The sequence below is a fragment of the Streptomyces sp. NPDC059832 genome, assembly GCF_042731715.1.
Lineage (GTDB): Bacteria > Actinomycetota > Actinomycetes > Streptomycetales > Streptomycetaceae > Streptomyces.
In genome coordinates, this window is sequence record NZ_JBHWIY010000013.1 from 47,809 (window position 1) to 71,613 (window position 23,805).

Consider the following 23,805-nt stretch of genomic DNA (forward strand, 5'->3'; position numbering starts at 1 on the left):
GCCCCCGGCCATCGCCCGGGGGCCGATCGCCGGGCGTCGGTTCACTGCCCGACGCGCCCCGGCTGCAGCACCTTGCTGAACAGGACGGAACCGCCCTGTGCCCGCAGCCGCACGGTCAACTCACCACTGTCGCCGTCGATGTCGACCTCGCCGAAGTACTGCGGCGACTCCATCGGCGACACGTTCGCCCGGTCGGGAGCGCGCACGAAGACCCGGTCCGGACCGAACGTCGCGTCGAGCGCGTTCGCCTGGAACTGACCTGCGGCCAGCGGCCCCGACACGAATTCCCAGAACGGTGCGAAGTCCTTGAACACCGCACGCTCGGGCTCGTAGTGCTGCGCCGACGTGTAGTGCACATCCGCCGTCAGCCAGACCGTGCCGGTGATCCGGCGGTGCTTGATGTACCTCAGCAGTTCCGCGATCTGCAGCTCACGGCCGAGCGGGGCTCCGGGATCGCCCTGCGCGACGGCCTCGAAGTCCGTCGCACCATCGGTGACCACGAGTCCCAACGGCATGTCCGCGGCGATCACCTTCCACACCGCGCGGGACCGGGACAGCTCGTGCTTGAGCCACTTGAGCTGCTCCGCACCGAGGATGCCCGTCGTGTCGTCGGGCTGCCGGCCGGGCGAGTTGGCATTGCGGAAGGACCGCATGTCGAGGACGAACACATCGAGCAGGGGACCATGGCGCACCACGCGGTGCATCCGGCCCTCCCCGGACCGGGCACGCAGCGTGGAGACCGGGAAGTACTCGCGGAACGCCCGCATCGAACGGGCCGCGAGCACATCCACGTTCTTCTCGGTGTACCGGGCGTCGTCGAGGATCTGCCCCGGATACCAGTTGTTGCGCACCTCGTGGTCGTCCCACTGAACGATCGAAGGGACCTGGGCGTTGAACTCACGGAGGTTGTGATCCAGCAGGTTGTAGCGGAAGTTGCCACGGTACTCGGCGAGGGTCTCGGCGACCTTCGCCTTCTCCTCGGTGGTGACATTGCGCCAGACCCGCCCGTCGGGCAGGGTCACGCTCGGCTCGATCACCCCGTCCGCGTAGATGTTGTCACCGCTGCAGAGGAAGAAGTCCGGATCGAGGCGGCGCATCTCGTCGTACACCACGTAGCCGCCGATGTCCGGATTGATGCCCCAGCCCTGCCCCGCGATGTCGCCCGACCACAGGAACCGCACCCCGTCCCGGCGCCGGGCGGGCGCCGTCCGGAAGGTTCCGTGCACCGGCTCCCCGGTGCGGCGGGGGTCCTGGGGATCGGCGAGTGTCACCCGGTAGTGCACCTGCTCGCCCGGCGGCAGCCCGTACAGCGGTGTCGTCCCGGTGAAGTCGGTGCCGGAACCGACGAGCGGACCATGCCATGTGCGGGCCCGCCGGAACGACTCCGTGGCCGATGTCTCCACGATCATCCGGGCCGGCCGGTCCGACCGCACCCAGACCAGCGCCGAGGACGAGGTGACGTCGCCCACCTGCACGCCCCACGCCGCGCGCGGCCGGCCGGACAGGGCGAAGGCGGGGGCCGCGGCGCCCGCCGCCGGGAGCGTGAGCGCGGCCGACACGGCGAGCGAACCGCGCAGCACACTGCGGCGGGCGGGGGACGGAATTCGCGGACGGTTCGACATCGAGGCGCCTCCGGGGCAGTGGTCAGCGGGACGAACGGATGGGTGAGCGAACCCACCCTTGTGCCCGTCGGCGGCGCGCACACCAACCTCAGATGAACACCCGGCCCCGCCCCTCGCCGGTACCCGGTCCCTTCGTGTCCTCCTGAGCCGCCGCCAGCAGTCGTACGCCCTGCTCGATGTCGGACGGAGTCAGATGCGCGTATCCGAGAACCAGGCGCACCGCCCGGTCCTCGTACGGCACGGTGCCGCAGGCACCGAGCGTCCGCAGGGCGACTCCGGCCCCGGCCGCGCGCGCCATGAACAACGGCTCCGGGCCGTACCGTTCGGGCAGCGCGGCGATGATGTGGAGACCTGCGGCGATCCCGCTCACCTCGGTTCCGGGGAAGTGTTCCGCCAGCATCGAAGTGAGTGTGTCGCGGCGCTCGCGATAGGCGCGCTGACAACGGCGCAGCTGCCGGTCGTAGCCGCCCCGGGTGATGAAGTCTGCGAGGACCGCCTGGTCGACGGCCGGATTGCCCAGATCCATCGTGCGCTTGCGGGCGACGATCTCGTCGGTCATGGCCGCCGGTGCGAGGAGCCAGCCGAGCCGGAGCCCGGGTGCCAGCGATTTGCTCACCGAGCCGGTGTACGCGACATGCTCCGGGTCGAGCCCCTGCAACGCGCCGACGGGGGCGCGGTCGTAGCGGAAGTCGCCGTCGTAGTCGTCCTCCACGACCAGCCCGTCCACGGCGCGTGCCCAGTCCAGAAGCCGGCTGCGACGGGCGGCGGAGTAGGCGATTCCGGTGGGAAACTGGTGCGCCGGTGTGGTGACGACCGCGCGCACGTCCGAGCGCACGAGGGGCTCGATCGCGAGACCCTCGTCGTCGAGCGGCAAGCCGATGGTGGCGACCCCCGCGGATGCGAACAGCGCGGAGTGTTCGGGACTTCCGGGGTCCTCGACGCCGACGGTCCGTATTCCCCGTCCGTGCAGCACGAACCCCAGCAGAGTCGTCGCCTGCGCCACGCCGGAGCACACCACCAGGCGCTCGGGATCGGCGACCACCCCTCGGCGCCTGGACAGCAGGGCGGCCAGGGCGTCCCGCAGTCCGGGCAGGCCGCGCGGATCGGGATAGCCGAGCGCGCCGTGCGGCAGCCGGCCGAGCACCGAGCGGTACGCGGCGGCCCAGGCACCGCGCGGGAACAGCGACAGATCGGGCGTGCCAGGCCGGAAGTCCACGCGTACGCCCGCGGCGCGCGGCGCGAGATCACACGCCCCCGGTACGGGTGCCCGAACCGCTTCGCTCACCCAGGTACCCGCACCACGTCCGCTGCGCAGATAGCCCTCGGCCGTGAGCTGTTCGTACGCCTCGGTGACCAGCCCCCGAGACACCCGCAGATCGGCGGCGAGCGCACGGCTGGACGGCAGCCGCGTCCCGGGAACGAGACGGCCGGAACGCACGGCTTCGCGCAGGGCCGACTGCAGCGCGCGACCGCGCCGACGGGCCGGCTCCGCCGCAGCCGGCAGCAGCAACTCCCAGGCGGCGGAGCCGAACTCGCCGTCCTCCGAACGGTCCGGCCGCGGATTGGTCCCCGAAGACATCATGGAAGTGGACCTTAAACCGGACCGTCCGGCTGCCTAGCGTCGATTCCATGAACGTCAGCTCTCTGCGCGGGGCGCTCCTCGCAGCCTTCGCCTGCATCCTCGTGGGTGCTTCCTTCACCGCCAACAGTGTCCTGGGCGCGTACCCGTACGCGGGCGGCCAGGCGCTGCGCTACGGCCTCGCGGCGCTGCTGCTCGTACCCCTCCTGGCCCGTGACAGGCAGTCCCGGCCGATCACCGCGCTGCGCACCCTCACCCTGCGCCAGTGGGGACGGCTCGCGCTGCTGGCAGCCATCGGCATGGTCGGCTTCAACCTTGCCGTGCTCAGTGCGGAGCGATCCGCGGAACCCGCCGTTCCAGGGGTGTTCGTCGGCTGCGCCCCGATCCTCGTCGCCGTACTCGTACCACTCATGGACGGCCGCCGGCCGACACGCACGGTCCTGTACGCGTCCGCGCTCGTCGCCGCCGGGGCCTTCACCGTCCAGGGCTGGGGTCGCACGGACCTGGCGGGCATCCTCTGTTCGGTCGGCGCTCTGGCAGGCGAGGTCGGCTTCGCCGTCCTCGCCGTACCGGTCCTGCGACCCCTCGGACCGAAGCTGCTCTCCGCCACGGTCTGCGGGATCGCCGCCGTCGAGTCGGCGTGGCTCGGCGTGGTCCTGGACGGCAGCGATGTTCTGCGGATGCCCACTGAGGCGGAGGCGACGGCGCTGCTGTGGCAGGCGGCAGTGGTCACCGTGATCGGTTTCGTCTGCTGGTACATGGGCATGCAGCGCGTCGGTGCCGAGCGTGCCACGCTGTTCTCCGGCCTGATCCCGGTCTCCGCCGCGCTCACGGCACCGCTCGTCGGCACCGGTTCGTACGGCACCGCACAGGCGGGCGGAAGTCTTCTGGTCGGGCTGGGTGTCGCCCTCGGATCGGGAGTCCTGTCCCGGAACGGAGCGGCCCGGGGTGCGGATTCGGCGACCGGTGCGGTGTCAACGGCTGGTGTCCAGGATGACGCGCGCCACGAGCGCCGGATCGTCGTTCATCGGCACATGACCGCAGCCCGGCAGCCGGACCAGCCGGGCGTCGGGCATGGTGTGCTTGGCCCTGATTCCCTGCCGGCGCAGCAGGATCCGGTCCCGGCTGCCCCAGGCGACGGTCACCGGCAGCCCCGGCACATCGTCGGTGAACGTGACGCCGCGCCCGGTGGCGAGCGTCTGGTGGAATCCGGTCGCCTCGCGCAGGGCGATGGTCTCCGCGACGACGGCATCGGCTGAACGTCGGGCGGGCCGGGCGTAGATGGTGCTGGTCAGCGCCGTGCGCCCGGCCGCGCTGTGCGAGAGCCGCTCGATCAGTGGGACCGGCATCGACAACGCGGCCTGCCGCATGGCCCGCAGCGTCCCGAACGCGTAGCGTCGCTCGCCCCCGGTCCAGAAACCGGCGGGCGAGAGCGCTGTCACCGACCGCACGAGCTTCTTCCGGCCGAGCTCCAGCGCCAGCAGACCGCCGAGCGAATTGCCCGCCACATGCGGCCGGTCCAGACCGAGCTCCTCGCACAACGCTCCGAGCACCGTGGCCGTGGTCGGCAGGTCGTACGGCAGTCCGTCGGGCAGTGCCGGCGAGGCGCCGAAGCCTGGGAGATCGACGGCTATCACATCCCGTTCCACGGCGAGCACGGACAATACCGGGTCCCAGGCCTGACGGTGGTGGCCGATGCCGTGGAGCAGGAGCAGCGGCTCGCCGGCGCCGGTCCGTTCATACGCCACGGAAACGGTCCGAGGCCCTTGGGGTGAGTCGACGCTGAACGAGACCGTGGTGGCCATGCTGGTGCTCCCGGGGTGATCCGGCATGAAGGGGCCATGCCTGAAGGCGACTTAGACGTCTCGTCAATAACAATTACCGTTCAGTAGCCTGCAGTTCAAGAGGGGGATGGGATTCACGCTGGACAGGGTGCGACGGGTCGGCTGGGATGGAGGGGTGACAGCCGACACCGCGACCGATGTCTTCGAGAAGCACCGTCCCGTGCTCACCGGCGTTGCCTACCGCATGCTGGGCCGGGTCGTCGATGCCGAGGACGTGGTGCAGGAGGCTTGGCTTCGCTGGTCCTCCGCGTCCCGTGAGGACGTACGGGAGCCGCGCGCCTTTCTCGTGAGGATCATCACCCGCCTCGCCATCGACCGGCTGCGGCAGGTGCAGTCGCGGCGCGAGGCGTACGTCGGGCCGTGGCTGCCGGAACCGGTCGTCACCGATTTCGGACCGGCTGTGCCCGACACAGAGGGACAGGCTGTCCTGGCCGACTCCGTATCCGTCGCCGTGCTCGTCGTCCTGGAGTCCCTGTCACCGCTGGAGCGGGCCGTCTTCGTGCTGCGCGAGGCGTTCGGCTTTCCGTATGCGGAGATCGCCACCGCCCTGGACCGGACCGAGGCCGCGGTGCGCCAGTTGGCAGGGCGTGCGCGGCACCACGTGGAGGAGCGCAAACCGCGCTACGACGTCGACCCGGCCCACCGCCGTGACCTTACCGAGCGGTTCCTCGCCGCGGCGGCGGGTGGCGACATCGAGGAGCTGCTGGCCCTGCTCGCGCCCGACGCGCGGCTGGTCGGGGACAGCGGCGGAAAATCCAGGGCGCCGCTGCGGGTCCTCAAGAGCGCCGACAAGGTCGGCCGCTTCCTCTTCGCCGTCGCCCACACCCAGGTCGAGGAACTCGACTTCCGCCTCCTGGAACTCAACGGCGGGCCGGGCCTGCTGTTGTTCCTGGGCGGAAAGGTCGACTCGGTCGTTCAGGTGGACGTCAAGGACGGGCTCATCCAGTGCGTATATATCGTGCGAAATCCTGACAAGCTCATGAGTTTCGCCGACCTTCCGGAGGCGTAGCGGCTGCCGGGTCACCGACCGCGCTCTCGACCGGCGGCGGTGACTCCGGTCGCCGGGTGACCCCGCTGCCGTCCGCTGTTCGAAGCCCCACGCCCTGCCCTTGGGTTCCAGTGGTCGTGGGGCTTTGTGCTGCGCTCGCCTCACAGCACCACGAACGTCCTGTGAACGCTCTGCGGCAGAGTCCCGTTTCGCTGCGTGACCGACCGAGGATTGGTCTTGACCAAGGGTGTGTACCGTCCTATGGTCTCAACGTTAAGACAGGAACCTTTAATAAATAACGTCGCGGAATAGCCGCTGGGTGATTGCGGAGGACAGGGTGGGGACCACGCAGCTGGAATCGGTGCAGGAGCCGAAGTACTGGCACCTCAAGACCGTGCTCAGTGAGGCACTCGACTCGGATTTTGCGGTGGGGGAGATCCTGCCCAATGAGCGCGAGCTCGCCGCCCGCTTCGGAGTCGCCCGAGCCACGCTCCGGCAGGCTCTGGAACAGCTCGAACTCGAAGGAAGGCTGCAGCGTCGCCGCGGCGTCGGGACCACCGTCGCCCCGCCGCGCGTCGGGGTCGCGGTCTCGACGGCACGGCGGGACTGGTCCGGCGGCGGTGCGGCGGAGGCATGGCAGCCGGTGGACTGCACGGCGTCGGTCGCGCCGTCCTCGGTGACGGCCGTGCTCGATGTGGAGGCCGACGAGCCGGTGCACATAGTGCGCCGTATCCGGGTCTCCCACGGGCAGACGGTCGCGGCGGAACTCCTGTACGTCCCGTCCTCGTCCGTGCCTGAACTCTCCGCGATCGACGCCCCGTCCGGGCCCGTCCGGGCCCGAGGGGTCCTGCGCGAGCTGCACCGCCTCGGCCTCGACGGCCAGGACCGGTCGGTGGAGCTCGGCTCGGCACGGGTGGACGACGCCAAGGAGCTCGACCGGCTTCCCGGCGCCCCCGTTCTCGTCGTCACCACCCACTACCTCGTGGCGGGCGGTACCGCTGCGCTCTCCGTCGCCACGTACCGTGCCGACACCTGCCGGCTCACCTTCGGCGACTCGGGCGACCTGGAGATCAGCCACCATGACCAGGAGCGCCAGGCCTCCTGAGTACGGCCGGCTCCGGGCCGGCTCTCCGCCGATTCTCTGTCGGTACGCACGGCCCGTCGCACTCAGCGGCGGGCCGTCACCGTTCCCTCCACCGCGAAGAGCTGTTCCTCGACGTGGTCGAGAGCCAGCCGCAGGGCGCCGGTGGCCACCGCCGCCTCACCGAGCAGCGACAGCGTGACCCGTGGCGGCCGGAGGCAGTAGCGGGCCAGCTCGCTGCGGAGGGGATCCAGCACATCGTCCAGCCCGGTGGCCCAGCCGCCCACCACCACGAGCTCGGGGTCCAGCGCCAGCACCAGCGCCGCCACATCGTGCACCAGGCGCTGAATGAACCGCTCGACCGCCGCCTGCGCCCGGACATCGCCGTGCCGGGCCTCCGCGAACACATGGGCGACCGCGGGCTCGTCCAACGGATCCAGCGGAGTGTCCGTCGTGGACAGAAGCCGCTCCGGAGTCACTTCGCGGCCGAGCAGATGCAGCGCGCCGATCTCGCCCGCTGCACCGCCGAAACCACGGTGCAGCCGCCCGCCGATCAGCGAACCGGCGCCCGGACTCAGCCCCGCCAGAACGAACACGATGTCGTCGGACTCGGTGGCCGCGCCCTTCCAGTGCTCCGCCACCGCCGCGGCGTTGGCGTCGTTCTCCACCAGGACGGGACAGCGGAAGGAGCGCCTCAGCCGCTCACCCAGTGCGAGACCTGTCCAGCCCGGCAGGGCGGTCCCCAGCCGTACCGTCCCGTCCGCCTCCACGATGCCCGGACTGCCGACCCCTACCGCGCGCAGACTGCTCCTGGCCACACCCGTACGCCGCAGGAGGTCGGCCACCACGGCCCTGACCTTGTCGAGCCGGTCGTCGGCGCAGGCAGTCTCCGACACCTCGCGGGCGTCGGCTCCGATGATCCGGCCGTCCAGCCCCGACAGCAGTGCGGAGACGCGATGCGGGCCGATCTCGACGCCGAGCAGATGCCCGGCCTCCGCACGGAACCGGAACCGGCGGGCCGGCCGCCCCTGGCGTCGGGCCTCACCCCCGTCGGGCACCGACTCGACGACGAGTCCGGCCTCGAAGAGCCCCTCCACGACACCCTCGACCGTCGGACGGGACAGTCCGGTGATCCGGGTCAGGTCCGTCAGGGTGGGGGAGTCGGCGCCACGCAGAGCGTGCAGCACCACCGCGGAATTGATACGTCGCAACAGCGACGGATCCCCACCGGTCAGCCGGCCCACGGTGTGTCCTCCCAGCTCGAGCGCATGTCAGGCGGATGGTACTCGTTGCCCAGGTGCGGGGCGACCACGGGCCGCCGTGGGTTTCCCCGGGCAGGGGTCTCAGCTCGGAGCGACGAACCCGGATTCGTACGCCGCGATCACCGCCTGCGTACGGTCCCTCGCACCCAACTTGGCGAGCACGGCACTGACATGGGTCTTCACCGTCTCGACGCCGACCACGAGCTTGGCGGCGATCTCCGCGTTCGACAGGCCACGAGCCATCAGCCGGAGGACCGCGGACTCCCGCTCGGTCAGTGCTGCCCGGTCCAAGGCCGCGCGCGCCTTGCTCGTCCCGTACTCGGCGGCGAGTTGCCGGACCGCCGCCGGGAAGAGCAGCGACTCACCCTCGGCGACCAGGCGCACCGCATGCACGATCTCGGCGGGCCGGGCACGTTTGAGAAGAAATCCGTCCGCCCCGGCACGCAGCGCCTCGTAGACGTATTCGTCGTTCTCGAACGTGGTCACCACCAGGATCTTCGGGGGATCCGGCACCGTGCGCAGCACCACCCGTGTGGCCTCGATACCGTCCATCAACGGCATCCTGACATCCATGGCCACCACGTCGGGGCGCAGCTGATGCAGCAGCGGGATCACCGCGGCGCCGTCGCCCGCCTCGCCCACCACCTCGATATCGGGCTGAGCCTCGAGGACTGCGCGCAACCCCGCGCGGACGAGGGGTTCGTCGTCGACCAGAAGTACGCTAACCGGCATTGGGCCAGCCTAAGGGCTGTCCGGTAATCCCTGGCGGCGTACGACGACAGTTACGGCACCTCGCCATGTTGCCGGAACGTCCGCATGCATCCGATACATCGATGGCCAAGTGCCTTGCGGCGCACCGCATCCGACGCCGTGCTGATTCCCTCCGGGGGACTACGGGGCAGATCTCAAACCGTTCAACGGAAGGCTCGCGTGCACCCGCCATTGCCCCTCGTGCGGACCCGTCCTGGCCATTCCACCCAGCAGTGCGGCCCGCTCCCGGATGCCCCGGAGCCCGTTCCCGCCACCTGGCGCGGCTGTCGAATCAGCCGGCGAGTCGGTGAGCGGATTGGTGACCTCCAGCTCCAGCCGGCCATTGGCGACGGTGATACGCACCCGGACGGGGACCGTACCCGAATGACGCAGCACATTGGTGAGGGACTCCTGAAGGATGCGATACCCCTCGCGGGAGACCGCGCCCGGAACCTGCTCCAGCGGACCTGACACGTCCGCGTCGATCTTCGCCCCCGAGCCGCGCGCGGAGTCCAGGAGCCGATCCGCTTCCACGAGCGTCGGCCGCTGCCCCACCGGCGTCCCCGATTCGCGCAGCACCCGCAGAACCCGCTCCAGATCGTCGAGCGCCTCCCGGCCCGTCTCCTCGATCGCGGCCAGGGCCCGTTCGGTGAACTCCGGGTCGCGCGCCGTCCGGGCCGCGCCTGCCTGGACGACCGCGACCGTCAACGCGTGCCCGATCGAGTCATGCAGCTCACGTGCGATGCGGTTGCGCTCCAGCAACTGCTCGGTTCGCTCCTCCAGAGCGGTCAACCGCTGCACCGGCGAGGGACCGAGAAGCCGATGGGCGCACGCGGTGATCAAGTAGCCGCTCATCACGACCATGGGAAGCAGCAGCAGGAGGGGCAGAGGGGAGAGCAGGGCATACCACCAGTGCGGCTCCACCCCGCGGACCAGCCATTCGTCGCTCGGGCCCCTGCCGGAAGCGGTGAGAACGAGGTCCACCGCGGTTGCCGACAACCACACCGTGGCGTACCCCACGGGAAGGGCGAGCACCATTCGTATCTCCAGCCACAGCACGGTTCTCCAGCGATCGGCCCAGGTGGCCGCCGTGGTCGCGGAGATTGCGGCGTCAGCTCTGCCTCGCTCCTGCGGCGTGAGCAGAAGCTGTGCCTGCACCCCCTCGGCGAGCCGCATACCGGGCACCAAGCCGACCGGTACGGCGATCACCATGGGCACCCACGGGGAACCCGGCACGATGAACAGACACACGCTGTAGCCCGCACCCGGGATGAGGAGATGCAGCCACCGGGTGTAGGTGACAGATGCGGCGAGCGGGCGCAGGAGGCGGAACATGCGGCCATCGTGTCAGTCCGCACCGGTGCGGCGGCTCCCCCGAGGGAGGGAGATGATCCCCACCCGTGGGGGAGGCGGGGCGCCGGGCACGGCCGCGAGGCTTGAGTCATGACCAGCATCGACGTCCATGAACTCACCAAGGAATTCGGTACGACCCGTGCGGTGGACAACCTCACGTTCAGTGTGCGACCCGGACGCGTCACCGGATTTCTGGGCCCCAACGGCGCAGGCAAGTCCACCACCATGCGACTCGTCCTCGGCCTCGACCGGCCCACCGGCGGCAGGGCCACGATCGGCGGGCAGCTCTACGCCGCACTCGACGATCCGCTGCGCCGGGTGGGCGCCTTGCTGGACGCCCAGGCCGCCCATGGCTCGCGCACCGCACGGAACCACCTGCTCGCCCTGGCGGTCAGCAACGGCCTCGGTGCGAGCAGAGTCGAGGAGGTCCTGGAGGAGGCCGGCCTCGGCGAGGTCGGCGGAGCCCGGATCAAGACCTTCTCACTCGGTATGCGGCAGCGACTGGGCATAGCGGCCGCGCTGTTGGGCGACCCGGAGGTCGTGATGCTGGACGAGCCGTCGAACGGCCTCGATCCGGAAGGCATCATCTGGATCCGGGAGCTGATGAAACGGCTTGCCCGGGAGGGACGCACGGTCCTGGTCTCCAGCCATCTGATGAACGAGACCTCGTCGTTCGCCGACCACCTCGTGATTCTCGGCCGGGGCCGGCTCCTCGCCGACCTGCCGATGCAGGAATTCCTGGATTCCCGCAGCAGGCCCCGCGCACGGGTGCGCACGACCGAGTCCACGCGACTGCGCGATGTCCTGATCCGCAAGGGATACGACCCTGCGAGGGATGACGACGGCTGTTGGACCATCGAGGGCGCGAAGGCCGGGGAGATCGGCGTGATAGCCGCCACCGAAGGCATTCCCGTCCTCGAACTCACCGACGAGCAGGCCAGGTTGGAACAGGCCTACCTTGACCTCACCGCCGACGCGACGGAATTCGCATCGGCACCGACCTCATCCGCCAACCGTCAGGAGGCCTGACCATGTCGACCACCGCAGTGCTGCGTTCCGAGTGGATCAAGATGAGATCGGTGCGGTCCGTCGTGGGATCCTTGATAGCCGTTCTCCTCGTGACACTTGCCGTCACCTTGCTGGCCTTCTCCACCATCGGCCAGTCCGAGGCGAAGAGCGCCGATGCCGAGCCGGTCTTCGACGCCTTCTACGCACTGAACTTCGGCCAGATCGCGGCCATCAGCTTCGGGGCGACCGCGCTCTCCTCCGAGTACCTCAACGGAGCTCTGCGGATATCGCTCGCCGCCGTGCCACGCCGCAACCTCTTCTACGCTGCCAAGATCGCCGTAGTCGGGGCGTCGGCACTTGCCGTCGGGCTCGTCACCAGCTTCAGCGCCTTCCTCGTGGGACAACTGTTCATGGGAAAGTACGCGATCGATCTGGGGGAGCCGGGCGCTCTGCGGGCAGCCTTCGGGGGCGGGATCTATCTGGCGCTGATGGCCCTGTTCGCGGCCGGACTGACAGTGGTGCTGCGCAGCGCCGTGGCCGTACTCAGCCTGCTCATCCCGTTCGTGCTCATAGTCGCTTTCGTGGTCGGTAGCGTCGCGGGCGGGGCCGCACAATATCTGCCGGACCGGGCCGGACAGTTGGTGCTCCACCAGAACCCCGGAGGAAGCCTCGGACCGTGGGGCGGACTAGGGGTGACAGCGGCCTGGGCGGCGGCCTCGCTGCTGGCCGGCTGGTGGATGCTCCGGCGCAGGGACGCGTAGCCCGTCGACGCGATTTCAATACGGAGCAGGACGGCTGAAAGCATCTCAAAATGCATGGCAAGGAGTGGCTTGTCAGTGCTGGGCGGTTTACTGGCGGCATGACCACCGCACATCACCTCCGCCTCATCGACGCGATGCGCACCTTGGACTTTCCTACGGAGCGCATCCGGTCTGGCTCGGGAGTCAGCGGGCCCGGGTATCACTCGGCGTCCCTGCACGCGGACGTCGATCACTGGGACGACGACGAAGTGCGGCGACTGGAGCACCGGGCCCAGTGCCTCGCAGAGCATGACGCGTTGCTGACGCTGCTCACCGGTCGCTGGGGTGAGCCGCAGATGATCAGCCTGTGGAGCGCACAGGAGCGGATGACCGCCGGTGAGGAGATACCGGAGGCGTGGGCCGGGACGGTTGCGGGCTGTGAGTACCTCCAGCTGTGGAGGATCGAGGACCGTTGGATCGCCATCGGGCTCTACCTGGAAGAGGAGGGGCCCGGGTGCGAGTTGAATGTCGTGGTGACGGAGATCGATCCGCCCTGACATGAGCGGGCTGCTGTTGGCCCGACGGGCACGAGACCGTCTGCTGCGATGGCCCGGTCGGGAGCACCTCGTATGACGGGCGTCGCCCCTGCCCGCCGTCCGGGCGCCCGGTTGTGGTCCTGGCGAGGGGGCTCGGACACCGTTCGCTGTGGGGCGGGCCCGCCGGCTTGTCGTCTGTCACGGGGGTGCAGGTGGCTGTCCACGTCGATGGGCCCGACGCCTCCCTGCAAGGTGGGCCTGGGCCTGGGTCTCTCACCGGGGACACGGGCGAGGGCGGCAGGCACCCGGCTTCTCGGCTCGGGGCGGCCGGGGCGGTGATGTCGGGCATGGACGATGACGACCGGTACGCGGCCACGGGGCCGAGGACGGGCCATGGCCGCCACTACGCGGTCATGAGCGCCGAGCCTTGGCGAGGGCGCCAGGGGCGTCAGGGTTTCTCGGTGGTGATGGCGGTGTCGCGGTCGACAGAGGCAAGGAGACGTCCGTACTCCTCCGCCATCGTCTGAGCGGTCCAGTGGGCGTTCAGGCCGCTGGGGTTGGGCAGGGCCCAGACACGGGCGCCACCGATCGTGTGGTCCTGCGGACCGATCCGGGCGGTTCGCCTGCCGAAGGCCGTCCGGTACGCCGTGACCCCTACGACCGCCAGCCACTGCGGTCGCAGGTCTTCGACCTTGGCTGCCAGGATCCGGCCGCCCTCGCGGAACTCCTCGGCAGACAGCTCGTCCGCCCGAGCGGTGGCACGGGCGACCACATTGGTGATGCCCAGGCCGTACCGCAGCAATTCGGTCTGTTCGGCCGGCTTCAACTGCCGAGGCGTGAAGCCGGACCGATGGAGTACCGGCCAGAACCGGTTGCCGGGGTGGGCGAAGTGGTGGCCCGTCGCCCCTGTCATCAGGCTCGGGTTGATCCCGCAGAACAGCACACGCAGGCCGCCCGCGACCACATCGGGAACGGTGCGGTCGCGGGCGGCCTGGAGCTCTTCGGGCGTCATCCTGCTGTGGCCGAGGCCGTCAGAGGATGGAGCCCGGCGTGTATGCGGCGGCCTCGGGGTGCTGCTTGGCGATCTCCTCGATGCGGGAGATCAGCGTGGTGACCTGGTCGCCCGCCGCTCCGGTGAAGGAGAGCTTGTCGGCCATCAGCGCGTCGAGCTGCGCACGGTCCAGCGGGATGCGGTCGTCGGCGGCCAGCTTGTCGAGCAGCTCATTGCGCTCGGCACCCTGCTCGCGCATGGCCAGGGCCGAGGCGACCGCGTTCTCCTTGATCGCCTCGTGCGCGACCTCACGGCCGACACCCGCACGCACCGCGCCCATCAGGACCTTGGTCGTGGCGAGGAACGGGAGGTAACGGTCCAGCTCACGGGCGACGACGGCCGGGAACGCCCCGAACTCGTCGAGCACCGTCAGGAAGGTCTCCAGCAGACCGTCGAATGCGAAGAAGGCGTCCGGGAGCGCCACCCGGCGGACCACGGAGCAGGACACGTCGCCCTCGTTCCACTGATCGCCCGCCAGCTCGCCGGTCATCGACGCGTAGCCGCGCAGGATCACCATGAGGCCGTTGACGCGCTCGCAGGAGCGGGTGTTCATCTTGTGCGGCATCGCGGACGAGCCGACCTGACCCGGCTTGAAGCCCTCGGTCACCAGCTCGTGCCCGGCCATCAGACGGATCGTCTTGGCGACCGACGAGGGCGCCGCGGCCAGCTGGACCAGCGCGGTCACCACGTCGTAGTCGAGCGAGCGGGGGTAGACCTGGCCGACCGAGGTGAAGGCCTGCGCGAAACCGAGGTGCGCGGCGATGCGCTGTTCGAGGTCGGCGAGCTTCCCGGCGTCGCCCCCCAGCAGGTCGAGCATGTCCTGCGCGGTGCCCACGGGGCCCTTGATGCCGCGCAGCGGGTAGCGGTCCAGCAGATCCTCGAGCCGCCCGTACGCCACCAGGAGCTCGTCGGCAGCGGTCGCGAAACGCTTGCCGAGCGTGGTTGCCTGCGCGGCGACGTTGTGGGAGCGACCGGCCATGACCAGCTCGCGGTACTCGCCCGCCAGCTTGCCGAGCCTGGCCAGGACCGCCACCGTGCGGTCGCGCATCAGCTCCAGGGAGAGCCGGATCTGAAGCTGCTCGACGTTCTCCGTGAGGTCCCGGGACGTCATCCCCTTGTGGACCTGCTCGTGGCCGGCGAGGGCGTTGAACTCCTCGATCCGGGCCTTGACGTCATGCCGGGTGACCTTCTCGCGCTCGGCGATCGAGGCCAGGTCGACCTGGTCGATGACACGTTCGTAGTCGGCGAGCGCGGCGTCCGGCACCTCGATCCCGAGGTCCTTCTGAGCGCGCAGCACCGCCAGCCACAGCCGGCGTTCCAGCTTCACCTTCTGCTCGGGGGACCAGAGGACGGCCAGCTCCGCGGAGGCGTAGCGGCCGGCCAGGACATTGGGGATGCGAGGCTTCGCAGACACAGCAGTCACGTGTCCAGAGTTTACCTGCCGTTTTCAGCGGTTCGTGAGCGCCCACGGAGTCCATAAGGTCCAGGTCAGAGGCTCCTGGACCGTCATCTCACGCACGGTGCGCGAGGCGCGCGGGACGAAACGGCCCCGGCCGGTGATTCCGGCACCGCGGGGGCCTTCAGGCGAAGCCCTTCCGATCAGGGAAGCCGAATCCGTGCAAGACCGTGGCCCGAGCGCCGAGCCGGGGAGCCTCCTCGCGGCTCTCCTCGATGCGCTCGCCGGTCCCAGGAAGACGTCCGTCCGTATTCCGACCGCGTCGTGCACGTCCGGGTGGAGCGGATCCGGCAGGGCGACGACTCTGGTCGCCCCGCGGACCACCCGCGGGCCCGTCCTGCGCGGCACCCCTCCTCCGGGTACTGCCACCGGGGTGCCGCGGAATAGGAGGCAGGCAGGCCGACGAGCGCGCCGTGCGCGGTCACGATGCCGCCCCTCGACCACGGCCCGGTCCCCCTCACCCGCCCGGCTCGGTGCGCCGGACACCGAGCACCCGGTCGAATGCCGGGTCGTCCTCGCCCACCTCCATGGCCGGCGGCGAGGGAGAGGACGACCCGGTGTGAGACGAGGAAGCCCCGCCGGATATCCGGCGGGGCTTCCTGGCACGGCGGGCCGCGAAGGAGTGCGGCGTCCGGGGCTGGCGCCGTCGTATCGCGGCTCTCCGCTTTCGAGCACGTGGAGCAACGAAGCGGTGACGACACGCGTGGCGCGGATGTGTGAAGGGCTGCACCGGGTGCCCTGCACCTCTTCAGTAGGACACGGCCCGAGGCCCGAGGCCCGCCGAACCAGGACACGGCACGAGGCCCGCCGACGAGGGCGTCTCCTCCGTCGCGGACGTCACGGCGGGTCGGTGTCCCGGCGACCGGCCTGCGCGCTCCGTCACGTTCCGAGAGCGTCGGACCCGGGCCCTGCGCCACCGGTCACCGGCACCGAATGCGCCCCGTCACCCCGCTGCCGGGAGTGCCGACGGCACAGGGCCTCAACGCCGCCCGTAGTAGAGCGAGTCGTGCGCGGTGTCCGGCAGGTACAGAACGTCGTTCCCGTCCGAGTCCCGTCGCACCGCGAGCCGGTCCGCGCTCACGCCCGGCGCGGCGGACTGCGAGGTCCACGTGCTCCCCGACTCGGTCGCGACGAAGACGCGGTCGGTGCCGGAGCCGGTCACGTAGTAGACCCGCTGGGCGTCCGTCTCGTCCCAGGTGATGCCGAGGGCCGCAGCGGTCTGGCCGCCGGCGTACACGGTCTGGCGGGCCCAGTCGCCGCCGCTCGGATACGCGTAGTAGACGCGGAAGTTGCCGCCGCTGTCGGCCGAGCGGTAGCGGTAGGCGACCTTCGGGGTGGAGCCGTCGAGGGTGAGCTTGGCGCTCTGCACCGCCGGACCCGTGTAGGCGTTGTCGATGCTCCACTCCTCACCCGTGGTGAGCTCCTGGATCACGTCGGACGTGCCGGGTGCCACCGGGGTGGTGACGGCCGCGCCCGCGCTGTCCGCGAAGGCACCGGTCGACGGGTCGTAGCGCAGGTAGGAGAGCTGGTGCCGGAACCCTGTCGCCGGGGCCTTGGCCCACTCGTACAGGAGGTGCACGCGCCCGGCGGCGTCCACCGTCAGGTCGTCGGGGTACACGGAGCGGTTCAGCGCGCCGGCGAAGGTGGCGACCACGCTCCAGCGTGCGGCGGCGTTGTCCCAGCGGTACAGCTTGCCGGGACGCTGGTCGGCGCCGGCACCGACGCGGGCGGCCAGGTACAGATCTCCGTTGGGCGCGGTGGCCACGATCGGGTAGGTGATGCCCACGCCCTGGTCGGGCAGTTCGGCCGCGTGGTCCGTGACGTCCCCGCCGGCCGCCTCGGTGCGGAAATAGCGCCAGGCATTGGCGTGCATGGAGGCGAACACGTGCAGGCGGCCACTGCCGTCGCGCGCGACGGACGGCTGGTTGTGACCGTTGTCGTCGGCGAACTCGGCCTGCTGTCCGCTCTTGTCGAGCAGCGGCAGCCGGCTCCAGACCCCGTCCGGGTCGCGCCGCGCGATGGCCGGGCGGTGCGTGGCGGCCGTCGAGCCGGGCTCGTTGAAGGCGAAGTACGTGTACTGACCGCGGCCCCTGTACGTGGCGGCAGGCGTCCACCAGGCGGCCTGGTTCGACGAGTCCATCGCGTACGGAACCTTCTCGATCACCGTTGCCGCGGCTGCCGTGAGGTCCGTGCTGTCGGCCTCGGCGGCCGGGACGAGCGTGAGCAGGGCGGCCAGGGCCGCTGCCGAGGCGGCGTACGCGCGTGCCGTGGGACGTCGCAAGGTGAGCTCCTTCGCGGGCGTGATGGTGAGGCGAACGGGAGCGGCCGCGCAGGTCGGTCCACCCTCTCCGCTGCGCCGGAACTTACAACAGATCCCAGATCGTGAATAGAGATTGCGCAATGCGGATTCGAGATACGTCTAAGGGGAAGCGTGTGCAAAATGGCGAGGGGCCCGGTGAAGGCCGTTCTGCCTTCACCGGGCCCCGGACCAGCCGTACGCCGGCTCAGCGCTTGATGAGGTCGGTGACCTCCTCGGCGGCCTTCTTCATCGCGTCCTTCGGCTTCGACTTGCCGACCAGGACGGCCTGGACCTGCTTGGCCACGGCCTCCTCGATCTGGGCGTTCTGCGCGAACTGCCAGAACGGGCTGCCGGTCGCCGTGTCGGTGATCTTCTCGGTCCACTCGGTGGTGAAGGTGTCCTGCGCGACCTTCGGGTCGGCCAGGCCCGCCGTGGTGGACGGCGGCAGGGCGCGGGCGGCGAAGTACTCGGTGGTGGTGGCGCGGTCGGAGGTGGTGTGCAGCGCGAACTCCGTCGCCGCGTCCTGCCCCTTGCCCTTGACGATCGCGATCACACCGCCCCACAGCAGCGCCTGCGGCGTGTCACCGGAGCGCAGCACCGGCCGCTTCATCGGCTGCATCGCGTCGGCCAGCGTCTTGTCCTTGGACTGGGCCGCGGTCACGCCCTTGCCGATGACGGCGTCGTCGTAGAAGGCGGCCTTGCCCTGCCCGAACAGGGCACGCGCGTCGAAGCGGTCCACGTCCGCGGCGATCAGCTTCTCGTCGTGCAGCTTCTTGTACCAGGTGACGGCGTCGATGGAGGCGTCGTCGCCGATGGTCACCCTGTCGTCCTCCAGGAGCGTGCAGCCGAAGGTCTGCATCCACGGGAAGATGTCCTTGAGCTGCGCGACCTTGGTGGCCGCGGCGTACGGCACGACACCGCCGCCGAGCCCCTTCAGCTCCCGCAGCGCGCCCTCGAACTCCTCGACGGTGGCGGGGTGCTTCTTGATGCCGGCCTTCTCCAGGAGCTTGGAGTTGGCGATCACACCGATCGAGCCGGTGTTCCACGGCAGGCCGTACTGCTTGCCGTCGTACATGCCGCTGTCCAGCGCCACGTTCGTGTAGCCGCCCTTCAGGGCCACGGAACCGAGATCGGCGAGCTTGCCCATCTGCGCCACTGCGGCGAGCCAGGCGATGTCGAGATGCACCGCGCCGGTCGTCTCCCCGCCGCCGAGCTTGAGGGTGAGCTGGCTCAGGTACTCGTTGTACGGGTACGAGACCGCGCGGACCTTGGAGCCCTTGTCCTTCTCCCACGCCGCGATGATCTTCTCGATCGAGGGCTTGGCGGCCTCCTCGTTGAGCGACCAGGAGGTGAAGTCGAAGTTCTTGGACTTCGTGTCGCCGCTGTTGGAGGAGGTGCCGGCGCCGGACGGTGCGCAGGCGCCGAGCACGCCGGCGCCGGCCACACCGAGCGCGCCGATGCCGAACATGCGCAGCGCGCCGCGCCGGCTGATGCCAGAGGTGGTCATGGTGTCTCCATGGGGGAGTGGGCGGAAGGGGACGTACGTGGGGGAGGGTGCGGGCGGATCCCGCGGGCTCAGCTCTTGACCGAGCCGGCGGTCATGCCGCCGACGAGGTAGCGCTGCAGGAACATGAAGGCGACGACCACCGGCGCGGACACCACCAGCGAGGCGGCCATCAGCTCGGGCCAGGCGGTTTGGAACTCACCGATGTAGGTGGAGACGAGGCCGGGCGGCAGGGTCTGCTTCTCCTTGTCGGCCAGTGTCACGGCGAAGATGAAGTCGTTCCAGCCGCGGACGAACGCGAACAGTCCGGCGGCGATCATTCCGGGCGCGGCCAGCGGCGCCACGATGGAGTGCAGTGTCCGCCACCGGGACGCGCCGTCGATGGACGCGGCCTCCAGCAGGGCGTCCGGGATGGTGTCGAAGATGCCCTTCAGCATCCAGACGCACAGCGGCATCGTGAACGTGGTGAAGGACAGCACCAGGGCGGTGTACGTGTTCAGCAGGCCGAAGCTGGAGAACACGGCGTACAGCGTCACCAGCAGGAGCGCCTGGGGGAACATCTGGGAGGCCAGCACCATGTGCATCAGCGACCGCCGCCCGCGGTAGCGGAACTTGGAGAACGAGTAGCCCATGTACGTGGCGACGACGACGCTCAGCACGGCGGTGATCGAGGCCACGATCAGGGAGTTGACCAGGTACTTGATCAGCTGGTCGTTCTCGGCGAGGGCCGTGAAGTTGCTGAAGGTGATGTCGGTGGGTATGAGCTTCGGCGGGAACTGGAAGGTCTGCTCGGGGCTGCTCAGGGCGGTGGCCAGCAGCCAGTAGACCGGCAGCATGCCGAACGCGCCGATCACCAGGATCGCGGTCCAGGCGGCGATCCGCGAGCGCAGCAGGTCCTTGCGTATCCGGCGTCGCGAGGTGCGCCCGGCGGACGTGGCGGACGGCCTCAGCCGGTCGGTGCCGGACAGCGGGGTGGAGGTCGTGGAGGTCATCGGGCGTCGCCCTTCCGCTCGGTGATCCTGAGGTAGACGGCGACCAGGATGAGCAGGAGCACCATCCACAGACCGCCCAGCGCGGTCGCCCGGCCGATGTCGAAGCCCTTGAAGGCGGTCTGGTACACGGCGGTCGCGAAGGTCTCGGTGGTGCCGGCCGGGCCGCCGCCGGTGAGCACGTAGATGGTGTCGAAGTGCTGGAAGTTCCAGATGAACTCCAGGAGCAGCACGATCGAGGCGACACCGCGGACCTGGGGCCAGGTGACGGCGAAGAAGCGCCGGATCGAGCCCGCCCCGTCCATGGAGGCCGCCTCGTGCAGTTCCTTGGGCACGGTCTGCAGACCGGCCAGGAGCATCACCATCATCCAGGGGAAGCTCGCCCAGGTCTTGGTGACGATGACGGCGAGCATGGCGGTGCCGGGCTGGCCGAGCCAGGAGATGGACTCCTCGATGATCCCGGCCTTCATCAGGACGCCGTTCAGCACGCCGTAGTTCGCGTTGAAGATCCACATCCACAGGAAGGAGACCACCACGCCCGGGATCACCCACGGGAAGAGGAACAGTCCACGCAGGAAGCCACTGCCCTTCAGGCCCGAGTTCAGCGCGAGCGCGAGGGCGAAACCGACCACGAAGGGGACGAGCGTCGCACCGAAGGTGAAGATCAGCGTCTGCTTGAGGATCGTGAGGAACTCGCCGTCCAGCCAGTAGCTGAAGTTCTCCAGGCCGACGAACTCCCGGCCCGGCAGCCGCAGGTCCTGCTTGAAGAAGCCGGTGAACAGGGCGGACAGCAGTGGATAGATGATGATCGCCGCGAACAGGGCGAGCCCCGGTGCGGTCAGCAGCAGTGCGAACGCGCCGTTGGAGAGCCGTCCGCCGGACCGCTCACGGCGTGGAGCGGCCTTCTGTGGAGGTGCGGCCGTACTCATGGGTGTGTCCTCTCGAACGGGGCGGGAGCGGTGGTGCAGGGCGTGGCACGGGAGGCCGTGCGCCGGTGGACGGACGTGACGTGGCCGGGGGGCGTGAGCGGCGAGCCGCGCCGTCCCCTGCTTCGACCGAGGCCCTGTGTGAATGCCATGCATGCTCCGTTGAACGCAAGTTGCAGCATGCGGGATCGTTCTCCATATCGTGCGACGGCGTCAACCCTTTAGGTCGGTGAATCGCCGGTTCCGTACAGACCGGCGAAGGCGCCGCACATGCCATGAGCTTGGCTGTTGGCCCACGGCGGCGATGTCGTCGGCTGCGCTGGAAATCTACAACACATCCCACTGTCCGAACAGTGGTTGCACAATATGGATGTGATGTACGTTCAAGGCCGCTCCGCTGCGGCGGAGAGTGTCCGAGCATCACACCAAGGAGGCCGCACCGTGCGGGAAGAAGAGGTCCATTACGACATCGCCGTCATCGGCGGTGGCCTGGCGGGGACCTGCGCGGCCATTGCCGCGGCCCGGCTCGGCCGACGCGTCGCCCTGGTCAACAACCGGCCCGTCCTGGGCGGCAACGCCAGCAGCGAGGTCCGCGTCTGGGTCTGTGGCGCCACGGCCCACGGCGTGCACCGCTGGGCCCGCGAGACCGGCATCATGGGCGAGCTGTACACCGAGAACCAGTACCGCAACCCCGAGGGGAACCCGTACTACTGGGACCAGGTGGTCCTCGACGCCGTCCGGGCCGAACCCGGCATCGACCTGTACCTCAACACCGACGTACGGGAGGTCGACGCGAGCGGCCCGGACGACGCACGCGAGGTGCACTCCTGCACGGGCTGGATGATGGGCTCCGAGCGGCGTATCACCTTCCGCGCACGGCAGTTCCTCGACTGCACCGGCGACGGCCTGCTCGGTCACCTCGCCGGCGCCCATCACCGCATCGGCCGCGAGGCGCGCTCGGAGTTCGGCGAGCCCTGGGCGCCCGAGGCCGGGGACGAGGCGCTGCTCGGGTCGACGATCCTGTTCCACACGAAGGACACGGGCCGGCCGGTGAAGTTCGTGCCGCCCGACTGCGCCCGCGACCTCACCACCACGCCCATCCTGCGCAACCGCGTGCTGCGCACCGGCGACAACGGCTGCGACTACTGGTGGATCGAGTGGGGCGGCGAGCTGGACACCGTCCACGACAACGAGCGCATCCGCGACGAACTCCAGGCCGTGATCATGGGCATCTGGGACCACATCAAGAACTCCGGCGAGTTCCCGGACGCCGAGAACCTGACGCTGGAATGGGTCGGCAGCCTCCCCGGCAAGCGCGAGTACCGCCGCTTCCTCGGCGACCACATGCTGACCCAGCAGGACATCCTGGAGCAGCGGCAGTTCGCCGACCGCGTGGCCTTCGGCGGCTGGTCCGTCGACCTCCACCCGGTGCAGGGCATGTACGCCGACGAGCCCGGCGCCCGCCAGCGCTACGCGGACGGCATCTTCCACATCCCGCTGCGCTCCCTGTACTCGGCGAACGTCACGAACCTCCTGTTCGCCGGGCGCAACATCTCCGCCACCCACATAGCCTTCGGTGCCACCCGGGTCATGGCCACCTGCGCCACGCTCGGCGAGGCCGCGGGCACGGCCGCCGCGCTGTGCGTCGCCGAGGGCCTCAGTCCGCGCGAACTCGCCGCCGACCACCCCGATCTGGTGCGCCGCGCCCTGCTGCGGCAGGATGCCTCGGTCATCGGCCTGTACGACGACGACCCCGACAACCTGGCGCGCACGGCCCGCGTCAGCGCCTCCTCGCACCTGAGCCGCCTGGCCGCCGAGCCCACGCCGGCCGCGCCCGGCGAGCCGTACCCGCTCACCCGCGACCTCGCGCTGCTGCTGCCGGTCGACCCGGCACTCGACACGGTCGACCTGCTCGTCCACGGCGCCCCGGGCGAGCTGCCGAGCGAACTCACCGTGGAACTGTGGAGCACCGGCCGCCCCGAGAACGCGGTCCCCGTCGACCACATGCTCACCACCACGGTGACCGTGCCGGCCGACGGCCCTCACTGGGTCACCGCCCGCTTCGACCACCGCCCGGACACCCCGGAGAACGTCGTACTGATCGTGCGCGCCTGTCCGGGTGCAGCGCTGGTCCTCGTCCACGAGCGCACCGACGGCGTCCTCGCCCTGCGCAGCAGGGCCGAAGGAGACGCGGCCGTCGACCACGACATCCCGGAGGAGGAGGGCCAGTTGGTCCTGGAGTGGCAGGCCCGCGGCCTGCGCCGCCGGACCTTCGGCTTCCGTGCGACCCCGGACACCGCCGCGTTCCTGCCCGAGCGGGCCGTCGGTGGATTCCAACGTGCCTACGGGGGCCCGCAGATGTGGTCGTCCGAGCTGCTGCCCGACCCGGACCGGGCCACGCAGTGGCTGCGCCTCGACTGGGACAAGGAGCAGCAACTCACCGAAACACGCGTGGTGTTCGACGACGACGTCGACGAGTACCTCAACAACCTGCACCGGCACCGCACCCCGTTCGAGGTCATGCCGGAACTGGTCCGCGACTACCGTGTCCAGAGCCGCGAGGCCGACGGCACCTGGCGCACGCTGCTGACGGTGACGGACAACCGCCGCCGCCACCGCGTGCACGATCTGAACGGCGCGGACGGCGGGCCCTTGCGCACCGACGCGCTGCGGCTCGTGGTCGACGCGACGCACGGGGCGCGGCACGCGCACGTGATCGCGTTCAAGGCATACGGCGCGTAGCCGCACGGCGAAGGGGCCCGGGGGGGGGGGGGGGAGAGCCCACCGGACCCCCCCCCCCCCCCGTTTTCGAGGAGG

General features: G+C 70.0%; 18 protein-coding genes and 1 pseudogene. 7 read left to right on the forward strand and 12 right to left on the reverse strand.

Translation table 11 applies throughout. The annotated features are described in order from the left end of the window. Positions 1-41 precede the first annotated feature (41 nt). Entirely contained in the window at positions 42-1,622 is a 1,581-nt protein-coding gene (locus tag ACFV8T_RS23445) for an alkaline phosphatase D family protein (protein WP_385330601.1), read from the reverse strand. Between the two features lie 88 nt (positions 1,623-1,710). Further along, on the reverse strand, positions 1,711-3,204 hold the full coding sequence (locus ACFV8T_RS23450) for a PLP-dependent aminotransferase family protein (protein WP_385330604.1): 1,494 nt from the start codon (positions 3,202-3,204) through the stop codon (positions 1,711-1,713). 47 nt (positions 3,205-3,251) lie between these two features. On the opposite strand from ACFV8T_RS23450, the pseudogene ACFV8T_RS23455 reads away from it, so the two are divergent. After that, positions 3,252-4,100, forward strand: a pseudogene (locus tag ACFV8T_RS23455) (DMT family transporter); the annotation flags it as partial. A gap of 75 nt (positions 4,101-4,175) precedes the next feature. Here ACFV8T_RS23455 and ACFV8T_RS23460 read toward each other — a convergent pair. After that, the gene (locus ACFV8T_RS23460; RefSeq protein ID WP_385330606.1) at positions 4,176-5,006 is read right to left on the reverse strand and encodes an alpha/beta fold hydrolase; all 831 of its coding nucleotides are present in this window, start codon (positions 5,004-5,006) and stop codon (positions 4,176-4,178) included. A gap of 154 nt (positions 5,007-5,160) precedes the next feature. Between ACFV8T_RS23460 and ACFV8T_RS23465 the strand changes: the two genes are divergently transcribed. Together ACFV8T_RS23465 and ACFV8T_RS23470 are read left to right on the forward strand one after the other, a co-directional pair. Further along, positions 5,161-6,054 carry an RNA polymerase sigma-70 factor gene (locus tag ACFV8T_RS23465; RefSeq protein WP_385330609.1) on the forward strand — a complete coding sequence of 298 codons (894 nt, stop codon included), beginning with the start codon at positions 5,161-5,163 and terminating at the stop codon, positions 6,052-6,054. 316 nt (positions 6,055-6,370) lie between these two features. Then, entirely contained in the window at positions 6,371-7,138 is a 768-nt protein-coding gene (locus ACFV8T_RS23470) for a GntR family transcriptional regulator (RefSeq protein ID WP_385330612.1), read from the forward strand. 62 nt (positions 7,139-7,200) lie between these two features. Here the strand turns inward: ACFV8T_RS23470 and ACFV8T_RS23475 are convergent, their stop codons facing one another. From ACFV8T_RS23475 to ACFV8T_RS23485, 3 genes are all read right to left on the reverse strand, one after another. After that, the gene (locus ACFV8T_RS23475) at positions 7,201-8,358 is read right to left on the reverse strand and encodes an ROK family transcriptional regulator (RefSeq protein ID WP_385330614.1); all 1,158 of its coding nucleotides are present in this window, start codon (positions 8,356-8,358) and stop codon (positions 7,201-7,203) included. A 99-nt stretch (positions 8,359-8,457) separates the two neighbouring features. Next, a complete protein-coding gene (locus ACFV8T_RS23480) occupies positions 8,458-9,108 on the reverse strand; it encodes a response regulator transcription factor (RefSeq protein ID WP_266422649.1) in 651 nt (216 codons plus the stop codon). Positions 9,109-9,267: 159 nt separating this feature from the next. After that, positions 9,268-10,461, reverse strand: coding sequence for a sensor histidine kinase (locus ACFV8T_RS23485; protein WP_385330617.1), 1,194 nt, complete (start codon positions 10,459-10,461; stop codon positions 9,268-9,270). Positions 10,462-10,569: 108 nt separating this feature from the next. Here ACFV8T_RS23485 and ACFV8T_RS23490 point away from each other — a divergent pair, with 108 nt between their 5' ends. From ACFV8T_RS23490 to ACFV8T_RS23500, 3 genes are all read left to right on the forward strand, one after another. Continuing rightward, the gene (locus ACFV8T_RS23490; RefSeq protein ID WP_385330620.1) at positions 10,570-11,508 is read left to right on the forward strand and encodes an ATP-binding cassette domain-containing protein; all 939 of its coding nucleotides are present in this window, start codon (positions 10,570-10,572) and stop codon (positions 11,506-11,508) included. A 2-nt stretch (positions 11,509-11,510) separates the two neighbouring features. After that, positions 11,511-12,248, forward strand: coding sequence for an ABC transporter permease (locus tag ACFV8T_RS23495; protein ID WP_385330623.1), 738 nt, complete (start codon positions 11,511-11,513; stop codon positions 12,246-12,248). 98 nt (positions 12,249-12,346) lie between these two features. Next, on the forward strand, positions 12,347-12,784 hold the full coding sequence (locus ACFV8T_RS23500; protein ID WP_385330625.1) for a hypothetical protein: 438 nt from the start codon (positions 12,347-12,349) through the stop codon (positions 12,782-12,784). Positions 12,785-13,211: 427 nt separating this feature from the next. On the opposite strand, the gene mug is transcribed toward ACFV8T_RS23500, so the two are convergent. From mug to ACFV8T_RS23530, 6 genes are all read right to left on the reverse strand, one after another. Next, positions 13,212-13,775, reverse strand: coding sequence for a G/U mismatch-specific DNA glycosylase (gene mug, locus ACFV8T_RS23505; RefSeq protein ID WP_385330628.1), 564 nt, complete (start codon positions 13,773-13,775; stop codon positions 13,212-13,214). Between the two features lie 19 nt (positions 13,776-13,794). Then, complete coding sequence (purB, locus tag ACFV8T_RS23510) at positions 13,795-15,237, reverse strand: adenylosuccinate lyase (protein WP_385330631.1); 1,443 nt, start codon at positions 15,235-15,237, stop codon at positions 13,795-13,797. A gap of 1,012 nt (positions 15,238-16,249) precedes the next feature. Beyond that, complete coding sequence (locus ACFV8T_RS23515) at positions 16,250-17,551, reverse strand: BNR-4 repeat-containing protein (RefSeq protein WP_385330633.1); 1,302 nt, start codon at positions 17,549-17,551, stop codon at positions 16,250-16,252. A gap of 223 nt (positions 17,552-17,774) precedes the next feature. Beyond that, the gene (locus tag ACFV8T_RS23520; protein WP_385330636.1) at positions 17,775-19,076 is read right to left on the reverse strand and encodes an extracellular solute-binding protein; all 1,302 of its coding nucleotides are present in this window, start codon (positions 19,074-19,076) and stop codon (positions 17,775-17,777) included. Positions 19,077-19,144: 68 nt separating this feature from the next. Then, a complete protein-coding gene (locus ACFV8T_RS23525) occupies positions 19,145-20,065 on the reverse strand; it encodes a carbohydrate ABC transporter permease (RefSeq protein WP_385330639.1) in 921 nt (306 codons plus the stop codon). Next, a complete protein-coding gene (locus ACFV8T_RS23530) occupies positions 20,062-20,991 on the reverse strand; it encodes a carbohydrate ABC transporter permease (RefSeq protein WP_093548857.1) in 930 nt (309 codons plus the stop codon). The genes ACFV8T_RS23525 and ACFV8T_RS23530 overlap by 4 nt, the downstream gene beginning before the upstream one ends. 438 nt (positions 20,992-21,429) lie before the next feature. Between ACFV8T_RS23530 and ACFV8T_RS23535 the strand changes: the two genes are divergently transcribed. After that, a complete protein-coding gene (locus ACFV8T_RS23535) occupies positions 21,430-23,730 on the forward strand; it encodes an FAD-dependent oxidoreductase (protein WP_385330643.1) in 2,301 nt (766 codons plus the stop codon). Positions 23,731-23,805 lie beyond the last annotated feature (75 nt).